The 15,913-nt window shown below is 49.2% G+C and carries 14 protein-coding genes and 3 pseudogenes; 10 read left to right on the forward strand and 7 right to left on the reverse strand.

What is annotated here, in order from left to right; all coding sequences use genetic code 11:
• Nucleotides 1-4: 4 nt before the first annotated feature.
• Both BM200_RS24840 and BM200_RS24845 read right to left on the reverse strand, forming a co-directional pair.
• Nucleotides 5-1,003: an NADP-dependent oxidoreductase gene (locus BM200_RS24840; RefSeq protein WP_217649585.1), complete on the reverse strand. Its 999-nt coding sequence runs from the start codon at nucleotides 1,001-1,003 to the stop codon at nucleotides 5-7.
• A gap of 22 nt (nucleotides 1,004-1,025) precedes the next feature.
• Nucleotides 1,026-1,784, reverse strand: coding sequence for an SDR family oxidoreductase (locus tag BM200_RS24845; RefSeq protein WP_091189368.1), 759 nt, complete (start codon nucleotides 1,782-1,784; stop codon nucleotides 1,026-1,028).
• 195 nt (nucleotides 1,785-1,979) lie between these two features.
• Here BM200_RS24845 and BM200_RS24850 point away from each other — a divergent pair, with 195 nt between their 5' ends.
• Nucleotides 1,980-2,618 carry a TetR/AcrR family transcriptional regulator gene (locus BM200_RS24850; RefSeq protein WP_091189370.1) on the forward strand — a complete coding sequence of 213 codons (639 nt, stop codon included), beginning with the start codon at nucleotides 1,980-1,982 and terminating at the stop codon, nucleotides 2,616-2,618.
• Between the two features lie 199 nt (nucleotides 2,619-2,817).
• Here the strand turns inward: BM200_RS24850 and BM200_RS24855 are convergent.
• Nucleotides 2,818-2,928, reverse strand: a pseudogene (locus tag BM200_RS24855) (SDR family oxidoreductase); the annotation flags it as partial.
• Nucleotides 2,929-3,131: 203 nt separating this feature from the next.
• Between BM200_RS24855 and BM200_RS24865 the strand changes: the two are divergent.
• Nucleotides 3,132-4,010 (forward strand): annotated as a pseudogene (locus tag BM200_RS24865) (helix-turn-helix transcriptional regulator).
• 299 nt (nucleotides 4,011-4,309) lie between these two features.
• A pseudogene (locus tag BM200_RS24870) lies at nucleotides 4,310-4,496 on the forward strand (BBE domain-containing protein); the annotation flags it as partial.
• A 147-nt stretch (nucleotides 4,497-4,643) separates the two neighbouring features.
• On the opposite strand, the gene BM200_RS24875 reads toward BM200_RS24870, so the two are convergent.
• Nucleotides 4,644-5,177, reverse strand: a complete 534-nt coding sequence (locus BM200_RS24875) for a TetR/AcrR family transcriptional regulator (protein WP_091189371.1) — start codon at nucleotides 5,175-5,177, stop codon at nucleotides 4,644-4,646.
• A 115-nt stretch (nucleotides 5,178-5,292) separates the two neighbouring features.
• Between BM200_RS24875 and BM200_RS24880 the strand changes: the two genes are divergently transcribed.
• Nucleotides 5,293-6,339, forward strand: a complete 1,047-nt coding sequence (locus BM200_RS24880) for an SDR family oxidoreductase (protein ID WP_091189372.1) — start codon at nucleotides 5,293-5,295, stop codon at nucleotides 6,337-6,339.
• 332 nt (nucleotides 6,340-6,671) lie between these two features.
• Here BM200_RS24880 and BM200_RS24885 read toward each other — a convergent pair whose 3' ends face one another.
• Nucleotides 6,672-7,616, reverse strand: a complete 945-nt coding sequence (locus tag BM200_RS24885; RefSeq protein WP_217649586.1) for an NADP-dependent oxidoreductase — start codon at nucleotides 7,614-7,616, stop codon at nucleotides 6,672-6,674.
• Nucleotides 7,617-7,796: 180 nt separating this feature from the next.
• Between BM200_RS24885 and BM200_RS24890 the strand changes: the two genes are divergently transcribed.
• The 3 genes from BM200_RS24890 to BM200_RS24900 all read left to right on the forward strand — a co-directional run bounded on the left by BM200_RS24890 (nucleotide 7,797) and on the right by BM200_RS24900 (nucleotide 10,325).
• On the forward strand, nucleotides 7,797-8,399 hold the full coding sequence (locus BM200_RS24890; protein ID WP_175533011.1) for a TetR/AcrR family transcriptional regulator: 603 nt from the start codon (nucleotides 7,797-7,799) through the stop codon (nucleotides 8,397-8,399).
• 355 nt (nucleotides 8,400-8,754) lie between these two features.
• Nucleotides 8,755-9,951: a ParM/StbA family protein gene (locus BM200_RS24895; RefSeq protein ID WP_091189376.1), complete on the forward strand. Its 1,197-nt coding sequence runs from the start codon at nucleotides 8,755-8,757 to the stop codon at nucleotides 9,949-9,951.
• A gap of 26 nt (nucleotides 9,952-9,977) precedes the next feature.
• Nucleotides 9,978-10,325 carry a hypothetical protein gene (locus BM200_RS24900; RefSeq protein ID WP_091190080.1) on the forward strand — a complete coding sequence of 116 codons (348 nt, stop codon included), beginning with the start codon at nucleotides 9,978-9,980 and terminating at the stop codon, nucleotides 10,323-10,325.
• Between the two features lie 221 nt (nucleotides 10,326-10,546).
• Here BM200_RS24900 and BM200_RS24905 read toward each other — a convergent pair whose 3' ends face one another.
• Nucleotides 10,547-11,950 carry a HAMP domain-containing sensor histidine kinase gene (locus BM200_RS24905; RefSeq protein ID WP_091189378.1) on the reverse strand — a complete coding sequence of 468 codons (1,404 nt, stop codon included), beginning with the start codon at nucleotides 11,948-11,950 and terminating at the stop codon, nucleotides 10,547-10,549.
• Nucleotides 11,935-12,618 carry a response regulator transcription factor gene (locus BM200_RS24910; RefSeq protein WP_091189379.1) on the reverse strand — a complete coding sequence of 228 codons (684 nt, stop codon included), beginning with the start codon at nucleotides 12,616-12,618 and terminating at the stop codon, nucleotides 11,935-11,937. The genes BM200_RS24905 and BM200_RS24910 overlap by 16 nt, the downstream gene beginning before the upstream one ends.
• 189 nt (nucleotides 12,619-12,807) lie before the next feature.
• On the opposite strand from BM200_RS24910, the gene BM200_RS24915 reads away from it, so the two are divergent.
• The 3 genes from BM200_RS24915 (at nucleotide 12,808) to BM200_RS24925 (ending at nucleotide 15,913) form a co-directional block, all read left to right on the forward strand.
• A complete protein-coding gene (locus tag BM200_RS24915; protein WP_342716550.1) occupies nucleotides 12,808-13,530 on the forward strand; it encodes a YceI family protein in 723 nt (240 codons plus the stop codon).
• 136 nt (nucleotides 13,531-13,666) lie between these two features.
• Nucleotides 13,667-15,058, forward strand: coding sequence for an MATE family efflux transporter (locus tag BM200_RS24920; protein ID WP_091189382.1), 1,392 nt, complete (start codon nucleotides 13,667-13,669; stop codon nucleotides 15,056-15,058).
• 201 nt (nucleotides 15,059-15,259) lie between these two features.
• Nucleotides 15,260-15,913, forward strand: a complete 654-nt coding sequence (locus BM200_RS24925; protein WP_091189384.1) for a response regulator transcription factor — start codon at nucleotides 15,260-15,262, stop codon at nucleotides 15,911-15,913.

The raw sequence follows: 15,913 nt of genomic DNA on the forward strand, positions 1-15,913 counted from the left end.
CACATCAGTCGGCGGCGGGCAGGAGAATCAGTTTGCCGTGGGCATGCCCACTCTGACTGATTTCGAGGGCTGTTCGCCAGTCGTCGAGTGAGAAAGTCTGGGCGACTGGGATGGTGAACTTGCCGTCTGCGGTGTACTGGGCGAAGTCGCCAACAACGTCATAACGCAAGGAATGTTCTTCTCCGTAGCTGGCGCGAACGCCAAGTTCGGCGGCTGAAGCGAAATCGCTTACGGTTAGGACGCGCTGGGGAATCCCATTGGCGATACGAATCAGATCTTTCATTGCTCCGCTGATCGGTGCGGCATCCAGTACGAGGTCAACCGGCTGCTTCGCCAGTGCTAACACTCGATCGACCATTCCATCACCGTACGAGGTCACCGTCGCCCCCATGGCGCGGAGTTGGTCGGCGTAGGTGGCACCAGCGGTTGCGACCACACGAGCGCCGCGCATAAGGACGATCTGGACGGCGGCGAAGCCAACGGTTGTGCCGGCTCCGTGCACGAGTACGGTCTGGCCCGACCTCACCCCGAGAGTATCAATCCCCCGGTAGGCGGTTTCGACCGCCATTGGCAGTGCTGCAGCCTGTATAAAGTCGAGTCCGGCCGGCATGCGGAACCAGTAGTACATAATCGCTCGGTCCGACGCACCGGCGCTCGATCCGTCCATAAAATCGGCGGCACCAAGAACCGCATCACCAATAGCGACATCGGTTACGCCCTCTCCAACCGCGTCTACAATCCCCGACACGTCCAGTCCAATACCGCGAGGCAACGGCAGTTGACCGGCAAAGTGTCCTCGGCACATCCCCCAGTCAACCGGATTTAACCCACAAGCGCGTACGCTCACGCGAATGCGTCCCGGGCCTGGTTCGGGGATCGTCACCTCCTCCAAGCGCAAGACATCGGCCGGTTCGCCGTAGTCGCGGAACCGGATCGTCCGCATGGTAACAGGGTTAGATGCTTGATTCTTAAAATCTTTGCTCGATGTATCCCAATTGTCCATATTGATTTTCCCTCCATTTTACTCAGATCTGGGAGCCGCCTCCGTCGACAGGGAACTCAGCCCCGGTAGTATAGGTGGCGTCAAATGCTAGGAATGCTACGACTTTGGCGACCTCGACTGGATCGCCCAAACGCAACATCGGGATCTGCTGTGTCATCTGTGCCTTTGTCTGTTCGGCAGCTTCTTTCGGCATTGATTTCTCTAAGATACCTGTGTCAATGACGCCGGGACTGACTGCGTTGACACGAATATTTCGAGATAATAACTCGCGTGCCAGACTTCGAGTCATGGAGCGTAGCGCCGCTTTGCTAGCTGCGTACGCACTGAGCATTGGGAGACCCACTACGTTCACGATTGAAGTGGTAAGCACTACCCCGCTGCCTGTGCTCAGGAGCGGAACGAGTTTTTGTACGGTGAAGTACGGCCCTTTGGCGTTGATTGTAAGTATCTCGTCGTACGTTTCTTCGGTTGTTGACTCGAAAGGGACAAAGCCGGTGACACCTGCGTTAACGAACAGGGCATCTATTGTTCCGAATTCAACTTTCACTCGATCGGCCAACGCGGCGATATCCTTCAATGAGGCGGCATCGCTCAAGAACGCCATTGCGTTGTTGCCGAGTTGTTCACGAGCCGCGTCAAGCGTCGCCTGGTTACGTCCGGTAATCAGAACGTGTGCTCCGTCATCCACTAGCAACTTCGCTGTCGCTAGACCGATTCCACTGCTGCCTCCCGTAATCACGACTTTCTTGCCGGAGAATTTGCCATTACTGGATGGTTCCATTTGAATCGTCCTCCCTTTGTATAATCCGCAATCGGATGATTAGGTACAGGAACGATTATACAACAAACTATTAACTAAATAAACTAAATTAATAAAATTAGTTAACTTAATTCATTTAATTATTGATGTAAATAAAAAGCCAGCAAATTTGCTATAATGCATTTGATACGCATCACCAGAGAGGGGCACTTATTCGTGAGAAAAGCTGTGAGTGTGGAGACATATATAGAAAAAATAAAACCCGTTATAAGAAGGACAAAATTTAGCCAGCTGAAAGTCGACGATCTCGCAAAATATATGGATATCAGCAAAGTGACACTATATAAGTATTTTGCCTCCAAAGATGACATTATCGAACAAGTTGTAAATTATTACATTGATTACTCGAAGAAAGATGACGCCACGGCCAAAGATGATTCCGTCTCTTTTTTGGAAAGGTTTCAAATCACGTTTTTACAATCTTTGATGTGTGCCATGTATATCTCCGATTTGTTCTTGCAAGATCTGAAGGAATTTTATCCGCACCATTTTGAGAATCTGTCAGTTGCCCTGCAAAACCGGAATAAAAGCTTACAAACTTTTTTTGAATCCGGAATGGAGCAACAGATTTTCAACAGATTGAATGCCGTGTTGTATATGGTCCAAGATGACGCTGTGCTGCGGCGTTTTATAGAGCCGTCATTTACGATTCAGTATGATATCACTTTGAAGCAGGCAATTATGGACTTCTACCACATGAAGCAGTATCAATTGCTAAAGCCTGAATATCTGAAGATGATAGATGACTCCAATATTGAGGGGAAAATCGTTCATATTTTGCAAACAATCTCATAAGTGAATTGCCTGCGCATGTCACGCCGAAGCCGACCTAAACGTACAACATGTATCGAGCTATAATTGTTTGGGTAGGACTCTTTAAGCACAGTTAGCGACGGTGTAAACGTAGAACAGGCTAGAACTATTATTGTTGAGAAACAAATAGCCCCTATAGCGGTTTAACCGCTAAAGGGGCTAATGAAGTTCTTCCAGTAAGTTAAATAAAACCGCCATTAACACGGATTGTTTGACCCGTAACCCACTGCGATTCTTCACTCGCAAGGAAGAGGATCACGCCTGCAATGTCTTCGGTCTCCCCGAGACGGCCGAATAATCCATTTCAGCAATCTCTCCTTTCAAATATGTTTAAAAGGGGAACGTTAAGCAAACGGGTAATCCATCACGACGATTCCTTCGACAAATGGACTAATGGATTGCAATAAGCTTTGATGCAAGGGATGCTGAATATAATCCCGGCAAGCGTAGGATTGGGAATCCTACGTTCATAAATGGGTAGGAGGCATGGAGATCATGGCAAACAGATTGGACCGTTATGAGGAATTGTCCCGTTTTTTGCGTTCACGCCGTGAACGAATAACCCCAGAGCAAGCAGGCTTGCCGGATTCCAGACGCAGACGTACACCCGGACTTCGCCGCAACGAGGTAGCTTTGCTGGCAGACGTGGGATTGGATTGGTACACCTACTTGGAACAAGGGCGTCATATCAACGTATCCGCTGAGGTTCTTGATCGAATAGCGAAAGTGCTTCGGTTAGATGAATCGGAACGCAGGCATCTGTACCATCTTGCCCGTAAGCAATTTCCCTTGACCGGTACGAAGCAACCCTCTAAGGTAACGTCGGAACTTCAACGTTTTTTGGATAGCCAGAACCTTTCCCCTACGAATGTCATGGATGCGCGCATGAACATCATTGCCTGGAATGAAGCCTACTGCGCTTTGAATGGGAATCTCACGATTATGTCGGATAGGGAGCGGAATTTGGTCTGGATGACGTTTACTTCTCCCCGTTTCCGTTATGTAAAGTGAGACCAATGGGAACTGCATGCGCGGCGAATTGTCGCTAAATTCCATGCCGGGTATGCGCGTCACGTCGACGATCCTTGGTGGTCCGAGCAGTTCGAGGCGCTGTCACAGGCTAGCAGGGAGTTTCGAGAATTTTGGGATTCCCACGAGGTTCTCGATGCCATTGATGCTCCTAAGACGCTGCATTGTCCGAATCTCGGGAAATTGAACTTTGATCTTGTATCGTTTCAGTATTTGAACGATTTCAATATGACCGTTTCCATCCATGTTCCCCAACAAGACGGTACGGTGGAAAAAATGCAGCGGCTGTTAATCGATTATCGGAGTCAGCATGCAGAGTCGCTTGAATCTTCTCCAAGAGTTTAGTATAGGGAGGCAATCAGAACTCTTATTGGGCATGAATCAAGGCATCCGAGCGGATGCCTTTTAATTTCGCTCTATAAGTGAAACGGGGAGCCGTACCATAAGTAGAGCTAAATCTAAGGACTACCTTCGGAATTATGACCTAACAGAGAACAGGCGCTAAGCTTGCTGCTACTACAACCATGACATCTTTAACGGTTGATTCCATGTCACATGCCTCAGGATCGCGAGACCATTGAAGGGCTGATCCGAATATACCCCAGCTTACACAAAATTCCGATGAGGATAGGCCGTTACAGTAGGCTGAGACAATCTACGAGCTGTCAGCCCAGTGGAGAAACAACAGGGAGCAGGAGTAGAATATTCAGTGGGTGAAAAGGTTCCGTAGAGCGTTGCGTCCCTTTGTTAAAGGGGATTATGTGAATTTCCGATCTGCAGATTAAAAACTGGCCCAAGGCGTATTATGGCGAGAACCTTGGCAGATTGCAAAATGACCAGGGGGGAGGCCTTAGTTGCGACTAAGATTGCTGCAAGTAGTTTTTTGATCGATAGTGTAATTCTCCTGACAAAATGTCAGGCAAGAGCGATTTGAAGGAGTTGTGATCGGTTTCGATCATGATGGGTTTATCCTAATTTTTATTTATGAAATAACCGAATAAGCGTCGAGATTTCTTCAATGGATTCTTTTTGACCATTTTTAATCCACATCACCCAAATTTCAAAAACGCCCGCACTCATAAAGTCGATCCAATAGTTTCGTTTCGCTCCCATCCAGTCCGGAAAGGGAATAATCTCATCATAAAGCTGAGCAACGTGGGATTTGAAAATTTGATAAAACAGCCCGATATAATCGCCTTCGATCGCCATGTGAAAATCCTTGGATAGGTCAAGAAAAAAGCTCGTTAGATCGGCTATTTTCTGTTCATGACTTTTTTTAAAGGCGATTTTATTAAATATATCCGCAAATTTAGGTTCGTAGTATTCCTTCAATACTTGTTCAAGGTTTTCATAATTTCTATAGAATCCCATTCGACTGACGCCGGCTTTTTTGACGACTTCTGAAACGGTTAGTTTTGACAGTCGATTGGTCTTTAAAAGCTCCAGCAACGCAAAAGCAATCCATTCTTTTGTGTCTTTTTTTATGTTTTTGGCGTGTTCCGTCGCTGCCATTACACTTCCTCCATTTTGTCACAGATGTTTGTCTTCCACTTGTTTTAGAGAATATTCAGCTATAAAATAGTGTACATCTGTTACAAGTGTAACGTCAATGAGAGGAGCATTCACGATGGCGGAGAGTAACAAGCCCTTAGTGCTTGTGACCGGCGGTTCAGGATTTATCGCGGTTCATATTATGTTGAAGTTACTCGAGCAAGGTTACAGGGTTCGGACATCGCTTCGTACCATGAGTAGACAAGATGAAGTAAGAGATATGCTAAGATCAGGCGGAGTTACCCGTTTTGAAGGCCTGTTGTTTATTCAAGCCGATTTATCTAATGATCATAATTGGGACGAGGCTGTTAAAGGAGCGGAATATGTCATTCATGTTGCTTCCCCGACGCCCAATAAAGTGTATAAAGACGAAAATGAAATGATTCAACCCGCACGCGATGGCGTTTTGCGCGTGCTGAGAGCCGCACGTGACGCGGGAGTCAAACGAGTTGTTTTAACCTCTGCTTTCGGAGCGATCGGCGTGGGGCACAAGAATCATAAAGGACCTTACACCGAAAAAGATTGGTCGAATACGGACGCGAGCATTCATCCCTATCAAAAATCCAAAACCATTGCCGAAAAAGCGGCCTGGGAATTTATTCGCCAAGAAGGAAACGGTTTAGAACTGGCAACGGTAAATCCCGTTGGCGTGATGGGGCCGATCTTAGGCAATGATTATTCTCATTCAAACAGCAGCGTTCGACAGATGCTGGAAAGCAATCAAAAGTATGTCCCTAAAATTTATTCCGATTATGTAGATGTCCGTGATGTTGCCGATTTGCATCTATTGGCCATGTTGCGTCCCGAAGCAAATGGAGAGCGTTTTATCGCCTCTAGCGCAGAGACGTTGTCGATGTTGGATATTGCGAATATTTTAAGAAAACATTTGGGCGAAGACGCTAAAAACGTGCCAAAAAGTGAACTTCCCAATATTTTGGTTCGTGCGATCGCGATCTTCAAACCACAATTAAGAATGATTGCAACGCTCCTGGGACAAGATATGTCAACTAGCAACCAAAAGGCCAAACGACTACTTGGATGGACACCGCGTTCGGCGGAAGAAGCCATAGCCGCAACGGGTAAGAGCATGATAAAAATCATTAAAGAGCAGAAGAAGTCGTAAAAATATAATGAATAAAGCTTCTCGAAACTTATGAAGCAGTGATCATTTAAGAGGCGTTTATGAGTCGCCAAAAGGCGCCCGACCGGGTGCCTTTTTTATTATTAAGTAGGGCGAAACGAATGAGGTATTTAACAGAAGGGCACCCAATGATCACAATGGGGTGCCCTTCGATTTCGCCCTCAAGATGATATGTGGAACCGTATCATAAGTAACGGCAAGTTTTTTGGTCTATTTTTGCCGAAACGACTTGATAGGGTCGAATGCTCCCTGCCTTATGTGTAGGTTCCATTTGTTTTAGAAATTCGCGAGGTAGACAGTCAGTCGTTTAAAAATTATCTCACTTGGATGACGATTTTGCCGCGCGCACGGCGGCTTTCGCTTCTCTCATGGGCCTGGGCTGTTTGCTCCAAGGGAAAGACGGAATCAATTGCAACTTTAATTTTACCGTTGTTAACCAGCTGGGCCAATTTTACTAAGTAAGCGGCAGCAACTGGCGGATACTGAATCTCCTGAACCGTTATCGATGCTTGGGTTGCCTTTTCAGAGGAGTATTGTCCCCATGCGATCGGTATGAGGCGCCCCCCAGGCTTTAGCGTGTCCAGCAGCCAGTCCCCCTGAACGCCGCCGACCGTATCGAGCACAATATCTACGCTCCGTGCAATTCTGGTTGGCAAGTCGGTCGTGTAGTCCACGAACTCGTCGACTCCCAGATCGTGCAGGAACGGCCCCTTTCGGGTGGAAGCCGTTCCAATGACTCTGGCCCCTTTCCATCTGGCCAACTGCACTGCTATATGACCGACACCTCCGGCCGCGCCGTTTATCAATATGGTCTGGCCCGCCTCTAGTTTGCCTTGTACGAACAGCGAATGCCAAGCCGTGACTCCAGACTGAGGTAAAACCGTCGCCTCTACGAAATCGATCGATCGAGGCTTCAGTGCCAATTGATCGGAAGGAACGGCAACATATTCCGCGCAGCCTCCGCTGTTGGCAGTCATTCCAAAGACTTCGTCGCCAGGGCGCAAGCTGGTTACGCTGTCACCCACGTTGACGACAACTCCCGACACATCCCAACCGGGAATATAAGGAAGTTGGAAGCGGTCCCCTGCAAAGCCCGATCGGATCTGCCAGTCCCCCGGATTTACGCCGACAGCATGAACGCGTACGAGCACCTCTCTTTCGCCGGTTTTCGGTACAGGCAACTCTTCTAAACGAAGAACCTCCGGCCCTCCATGAATGTGGTAGCGAATCGCTTTCATCGTATGTGGCAATTCCATCATTATGTTTACCTCCTTTGTTTCTGTTGCAATGAACGCCCACCGTTCACTAGAATAATAAGGAAGCCAGTTTTTGGGGGCAACAGACAATGTAGCCTCCGCGTTGGATATACGACAATAAGGCTTATTTGTCGGATGGCCGAGGCGACGGCTTCCAATGATAACAAGGAGCGGGTGAGAGCGATGCAAAAGAATGGCAAGGATAGACGGCATAGCCGTTCACAGCGGTTATTGAAGCAGTCATTCGTCGAACTCATGCATGAGAAGGGATTTACCGCGATGACGGTCCAAGATATTGCCGATCGGGCGGATGTGAACAGGGGGACGTTTTATGCGCATTTTCCGGACAAATTCGCACTGCTGGAGCAGTCCATCCGCGACAAATTCCGCCATCTGTTGGAGCGGGAGCTCCCGCCCGATTCCGGCTGGCACCCGAAACATATACGTGTGCTCGTTCGAACAGTGCTTGAGCATGTTCGAACGCTATATGGTCGATGCAGTCCAAACGATACCGTCAATCCGCTGTTCGAGCATTCGGTTCGCGACGAGCTCGCAAATCTCCTACGGCGATGGCTCGGGCAACTTCGCGCAGATCGGCCTGACTGGCAAGTCTCTGTCGACACGATGGCGCTCATGACGAGTTGGTCGATCTTTGGGGCTGCGGTAGCGTGGAGCAAAGGTTATGAGGAAATAAGTGTAAATGAAATGACCGACCGCGTACTATCCGTGCTGACAGAGGGCGCTGCCCGATTTGGGAGGGACCCTTCTGCCGACCAGATTCGATGAGTATACAGATGTGGAATATGGCCAGTATTTAGAGGTTTTCTGCAGGTAACAATCTACCGAATTGCGATTTGTGTCATCCATGCGGATGACCTTAAAACTTGCCGTTACAGAACCGTACCACAAATAACGGCAAGTTATATTTTGAGCCTTGAACATTTATGGCCATCCTACCACGGAGGATGGCCATAAATTTACCATTAAAGTCTGAGAAGGACAGGTTGAAGCGCCCTTCCGTTCGACAATTTTCAATGAGAGAAACCTAATCTATCGTAGGACTATGGCAGGATGCCCGCTAACACTTGGTATGGCAAAGTAATACCAAGGCATGCAAACCTATTGATAGGAGGAAGTAGCAATGAACTATCACTTCTTTGTAGGTAACGATAATGGGAATAGCGAGCATGATTTGATGATTGACGGTCGATTAATTAAGCAGCCCAATGTGAATTGTAGAGTGGACGAGCTTCCCTGGCGGGAGGAGCAAGCGCCGGAGGGCTTCATAAAGAACCTTCAGGACCAGTTGGTTGTTACCATCGACTCACCGTCTGCGCAGCCGGGCATGTACTACATTGGGAAGTTTGCTCTGGAGAGCGGTGAAATTCTCGATAATATTCAGATCGGCATCGACTCTAAGAGCGAGATGGATTTGCCGGTCGTGAACACACTGGCGCAAATCGCCGCGGTCGCGGTACAAAAAGCCTATGAAGAGGAGAAGCATATTCCGGCCCAGCTCGACATCGAGGTCGACATGGCGACAGCGCTGCCGGTTACGCAGCATACGGACGAGTCCTCCGCGAAGTTCGAGAAGCAGTTCACTTCGTGGAGGCATCATGTGACGGTTCACCTCGGCATTCTCCGGGTATCGGTTAACATCGTATTTCCTTTCGTGAAGGTTGTTCCGGAAGCGACGCCGGTTATTTTTACTTTGCAAAAGGACGCTGCGGGCAATTGGCGGGAAGGCGAGATTTTTGCCGAATTTGCTGCTTCATACGGAATAGACAAGAAATTCAACGGGAGTTTCTTCAAAGATAAAAGGATTCTCCATGTCGATATTGGTGACGGATCAACGGAGTATCCCATCACGGAGGGCAACCGGTTCTTGCGGCAATTCGTGCATGGCAGCCATCATGGAGCGGGCTATGCGATTGAAGAAGCGCTGCAGGAGTTCAACCGTCTGATCCATCTTCCGGACAGTCCGAGGCAGTTCTTCAGCGATGTGCTCAAGAACCCGAAGCATAAGTACCATGCAAGGGCGCTTAAGACACTTCGGAGACCGCTGGAGAGTCAGGTTAAACAAATCGTCCAGCACGTAAAGAAGCAGTTGACCAAAGCGCGTAACGAGATTGACTTGATCTGCGTTTATGGCGGCGGCAGCATTCTCATGCAGGCGATATTGTACCCCTACTTGAAAGAGCTCTGCGACGTGAGGGAAATTAAGCTGTTCTATATTCCGGCGGAATTTGCCGTGGAGCTGAATGCGACAGGATTGGATGCTTTTGTACGCGGCAAAATCTACGAGGCGCTGAAAAATAAAGCGGAGCAGCCCGCGTAATCTAACGGAGCAAGCAGGTGATGGTGATGAAAAAGACCAAGCTGGCGGGCGATAACATTAGCCTGAAGACAAGGAAGAACGAGGATCCGCTTGTCATGGCATGGTTGAACATGCAGACGAACCTAATGGATTCCCTTCGTTATCTCGTGGAGAACGAAATTATGCAGTATGGCGTCCGGAATTTGCAGATGTTTATCCCGATGGAGCGGACAGGTATTCACAGACAAGACTTGTTGGTTTCTCAACAAGCGGCTGCTGCGGCTGAGGTAAAAGCCGAGCATCCAGTAGAAGAAGCAAGAGCCGTCATCTACGAAAAGGAACACTCCACTCGCCAAGAGGAAATTGACGATGAGGATATCGAAGCGTGGAGCTAGCAGGACGCGGTATTGCTTTGTGTGACAAGGCCATACGAAGTAATACCAGGCAACACTCGGTAATACCGAGTAACACGCAGGAGTACAATGGCGCACGAGGCCATGCGAGGTCCCGCAAGGCAAAGGAGCATTCCACCTGATTGCTCCTTTTATTGTTACGATGGCGAATGATCTTCTTATAGGAATCTAATACGAAAATAAAGGGCATCCATTGGATGCCCTTATTCTTTAGAAACAAGCGGCAGTGTCAGCGTGAACGCGGTTCCTTCTTCCGAGCTTTCGCTCAATGCGAGATTGCCTTTTTGCGTTTGGGCGAGCAGTTTGCTGAACGCTAAGCCCAGACCAAGCCCGCGTACATTCTGTTTCTTATGCTCCCCGCGAAAGAAACGCTCGAATACGAGGCTTTGCTCGGAAAGAGGGATACCGGAGCCGTTGTCGGCAACAAGTATCTCTGCGTACCCGTCGCTTTGTTTACTTAGGGTGATAAGGATTTGGAGCGGGCGGTCCGGATGTTTGGACTGGGCACTGTTATTGAGCAGATTCACGATAATTTGCTGAATGCGAAGCGGGTCGCCTTCCACTTCAATCGGATGCCCGTGCAGAGATAGCTCAGGTTCGCGGATGTCCCCGTCCTGATGCAGCGTCCATTGATAGGTGATTTCGGACAGAAGCTCGGCAACATCCAAACGCCTGACGCTTGCCTGGACGAGTCCGGCGGCTAACGCGTTGTAATCGAGCAAATCCGCGATCATCCTCTCCAGCCTGCCAGTCTCTTGAAGAGCGATATCAAGAAATTCATCCGCTTCTTCGTCTTGTACAACTTTTTCTTTGACTGCATGGATGAGGCCTTTCGCGGAAGTAACGGGTGTTTTTAACTCATGCGTCAAGCCAGCCAGCATAAAGGAACGGGAATGCTCCAGTTGTTGCAGCTTGCCCGCCATCTCCTTGAACGAGACGATTAACTCGCCCAATTCACGCTCCTTCGCATTCGCGTTGAGCTCGATGTCGTAGTTCCCGTGGCTGATCTCGCGGGCGGCCGACGCCACATGGCGTATCGGTCGCGCCAGCTTCCTGGACAATAAATAAATCATCAGCCAGCCGAGCGCGGTCAAGCTGACGAGCAGCAAGCCGAGCGCCAATTGGACTTCGGGCCGTCGGAACATGGATTCGGTTGGATATAACAAGGTGACTTGTCCGAGTGTATTCCCGTTATAGATAATCGGCGCCGGAACCGCATGTAATCCGGGCAGACGGGATTTATCGAGGCGGTCATTCAGCCACTTGGGCAGATCCTCTTGCGTGATCGGTTCGTTAGAGTAAAGAAGCTTACCGTCCTTATCCGTCACGATGACGCATAATTTGGCTCCTCCTTTGAAAAATTTCGACCGCTTCTCAATGATTGCGTTCATGTTCGGAGGGATAGCGATAATTCCATTCGTAGAGTCAAGATGGTCAGTGATTTCCTGTGCCAGCAACTCTGCGGCCTGCTGGCGGCTGTCCATCGTTTCGCGATTGGTCCACCAGACGACGGCGGCGGTAAGGGCCAGCAGCACAATAAAGAGAATGGTGAAGTAACGCAGGGTCCAATACGACAATATCGAGGTTGGCTTCAGTTTTCGATCCAAAATTGATACCCCGTTCCCCTTAAAGTCCGAATTTCGCCTTCCTCTGCGGGCCAGTGGGACAGAGCCTGCCTTATCCGCTTGATCGACAAATCGACCGCACGGTCGCTTCCTTCATAGTCCGTTCCCCATACATTCTCAATAAGCTGGTCCCGGGTAAACGTCCGGTTCGGGTGTTCTGCCAAGTAGAGCAGCACGGCCATATCGCGGGGCATTAAGGTGACTTCTGCACCGCTGAGCGTAACGCGCTGACTAAGGAAATCGATACTTAAGCGGCCGAAGCGGCTTTGTCTGCCCTCATCGGTCCATTGCGATGGCCGGCGCAGCACCGCATGAACCCGAGCGACGACTTCCTCCGGTATGAACGGCTTGGACATGTAGTCGTCGGCGCCGCCGTTCAGACCGGACAGCCTGTCATCGATTCCGTCGCGAGCGGTCAGCATGATGATCGGACAGCTGCTGGTTTCGCGTATTTGGTGAAGCACTTCCCAACCGTCCATATGAGGAAGCATCACGTCGAGAAGAATGAGCGATGGAGGCTTTTGCACATATAACTCCAGCGCCTTCCGCCCATCGGACGCAAGCATAACGTCGAAGCCCGCTTTGCGCAAATAGACGACTAGTACGCGGGCGATCGCGGGTTCGTCTTCGACAACCAAAATCGTCTTCAAGCAGACAGCTCCTTTCCAATCTAGCTGCCATCATTATAACAACCGTCAGGGTACCAGACAATTAAGGAGAGGATGGCAACTTTGGTCATGGTAATAAAGACCATATTTTACATCTCGACATCTGCTCGACATATTGGGCTGTTACAATGATCGCGGATAAGAGATCGTCAAATAGAGATAGGAGGGATAATGATGAAGAAGAAGCAGGTCATTTGGTTGACGGCAGTTATTGTGGTGGTACTGATTGGGATTGGTGCATATTCAGGGTTCAATCGTTATCTCGGCAACAATGTAGAGATCGAGTCGGTCATGGCTCAGGGGGAAGAGACCGCGACGAGCGAGGGGGCTGGAGAAGCCTCGGCTTCAACCGGCGAAGCGGTATCATCGGACAAGCTGAATGGCACGTGGAGCATAGCGAGCGGTTCCAAAGTATACTGGTCGGTTACGACGTCGAAGGAAACGGTCAATTTTGTCGATGAAGCGGTGACGGGTTCATGGAAAGTCGATCTGAACGATGCCGCATCCATGGCGGGCGAAGGAGTTGTCGATCTGACGGCGCTCGACTCGGGCAACAGCATGCGGGACAGCCACGTGAAGGAGCGCGACGATTTGCTTACGGTTACCAAGTATCCGCAGGCGACATTCAAGACGAAGTCCATCTCGTCGGTGCCGGCGGAGTGGAATGAAGGAGCTGCCGTGCCGCTTACGATTTCGGGCACACTGACGATCAAAGGGGTAGACAAGGAAGTGACGTTCGATTCGAGCGCGATGTATAAAAACGAGCAGTTGCTTCTTTCCGGCAAGACCAACGTGACATTCGCCGATTTCGGCATGGCCAATCCGCACACGGTCGTTCTGGAGACCGAGAACAATTTTACCGTGCAACTGGAGCTTGTGTTGAATAAGGGATAAATAAACTCATTTTTCTCTGGCGCCCTATTGGGCGCTTTTACTTTTTTTCAACATAAATTCCCTCATAGACGTATCAACCCGCGAGCGCTACACTAGGGAAGGCGACAGAGAATAAACATAGTAGGAGCTTGTAAACGTGACCTTATCAGATCATACTCCATCATGGAAAAAACTTAGTCTTTATGCCGTGACATGGCCCATTTTCATAGACTCCGTGCTGCGCATGCTGCTTGGCACAGTTGATGTATTTATGTTAAGCCGCATTTCCGACAAGGCGACGGGGGCAGTAGGCTTAGCGAACGAAATTATTTATTTTTGTATTCTGATGTTCGGCTTCGTTGGCATAGGCACCAGCGTCGCGGTCTCACAGTATATTGGCGCGGGACGGGCGAAAGAATCGAGCCGTATTTCGGCCTTGGCCATCTCGATGAACCTAGTATTCGGAATCCTTGTCAGCATCGTTCTCGTATCTTTTGGAGAATCCCTTCTGCGGCTGCTGCACTTAAATCCCGAACAAATCGAAATTGCGAGTCGCTACTTAAAGATCATCGGCGGATTTATTTGGGTCGAGGCGCTTTCTTACGCGGTGTCGTCGGTTATCCGTTCGAGCGGAAACACGAAGAGCGTGATGTATGTGACGCTAGGCGTCAACATCCTCCATATCGGCGGAAATTATTTACTTATTTTCGGCAACCTGGGCTTCCCGGAATGGGGGGTTACGGGAGCGGCCATCTCAACGGTCGTCAGCCGTTTGCTAGGTATTATTGTTCTTTTTATCCTTTTGTATCGCCGGACTCCTGCGCCGATCCAAAGGAAGGATTACGTGACCTGGAACGGTTCCTACGCCAAGCAGATCATGAGCATCGGCTTGCCTGCCGCGGGAGAGCATCTCTCTTGGCAGTCGCAGTACTTGATGATTATTAGCTTCGTCAATATGATAGGCATCACCGCGTTAAATACGCATGTTTATGTCATGAATGTATCGAACTATTTTATGGCGCTGGCGATGGCGATCGGGATGGGGACGGAGATCATCGTCGGACAAATGGTCGGTGCGGGGGATATGAAAGCGGCTTACCAGAGGCTGATGAAAAGCGTAAGGATCAGCTTCTTGATTACCATAGCCGTCGTTGGCGTGGCGGCGATATTCCGGAATGAACTGGTCGGTTTGTTTACAGAGGACCCTAAGATCATTGCTGCCGGTGCAAGCATATTTTTGCTTTCCATCGTGCTTGAACCCGGTCGAACTTTCAATTTGGTTATCATCAATTCGCTGCGTGCTGCAGGAGATGCACGGTTTCCCGTCTTGCTTGGCATCATCTCCATGTGGGGAGTCTCGGTGCCGCTTGCCTATCTGCTGGGCGTTCATTTCGGAATCGGATTGCTTGGCATATGGATTGCCTTTACGGTAGACGAATGGCTGCGGGGGGTCATGATGCTGCTTCGCTGGAGAAGCAGAGTATGGGAGAAGAAAGCGCTAGTAAAGCCTGCTTCCGTTTCGGATACCGGCGTGGGAGCGCAAGGTTAGCAGGATGCAGCCAAAAAGTTCGGCAAGAAGCCGCTTCTCAGAGGAGCGGCTTCTTTTTTTTGCAGCAAATAAATGGCGAGGATAGGCACATGACCCCTTGAATGGATAAATTTCCGCGGGGTAAGACTGTAGGATAAATAATTTTACAACTCTATGATAACTTTCGATTACAGAATTGCTATCATGACGTAGAGGTGTCTTATGGCGAAAATATTAATTGTAGACGATGAGAAGGCGATTAACGATTTGATTGCCGTCAATTTAAAGATGGTTGGGCATGAGTATGTCCAATTGTATAGCGGAGATCAAGTGTTGAAGATATTAAAGGAGACGAGCATCGACTTGGTTATCCTGGACGTGATGCTGCCGGGCAGAGACGGCTTTGAAATCGTGCAGGATATCGTGAAGCGGGGCGTACCGGTGATCTTCTTAACCGCTAAAAATTCGGTTTCCGATAAAGTGCATGGCCTTGAGATCGGAGCGGAGGATTATATCGTCAAGCCTTTTGAAGCCGTGGAGCTTATCGCCCGCATCCATGTCGTTCTAAGAAGAAACCAAAAATCCGCAAATGAATTCAGGCTGGATGACACGATTGTGGATTTGGACAAGCATATCGTGACCGTTCATGGACAAGAAATCGAAATAACCAATAGGGAATATCAATTATTGGATCTTCTCGTGCAAAATAAAAATATCGCGCTATCCCGCGAAAAAATTATTGAGCAGACGTGGGGATTCGATTTTTATGGCGAAACAAGAACCGTCGACGTGCATATTCAAAAGCTGAGAAAGAAACTAAATTGGGAGAACCGGATCAAAACGATATATAAATACGGGTACAGGCTAGAGGTGTAG

The sequence above is a fragment of the Paenibacillus catalpae genome (assembly GCF_900112695.1).
Lineage (GTDB): Bacteria > Bacillota > Bacilli > Paenibacillales > Paenibacillaceae > Pristimantibacillus > Pristimantibacillus catalpae.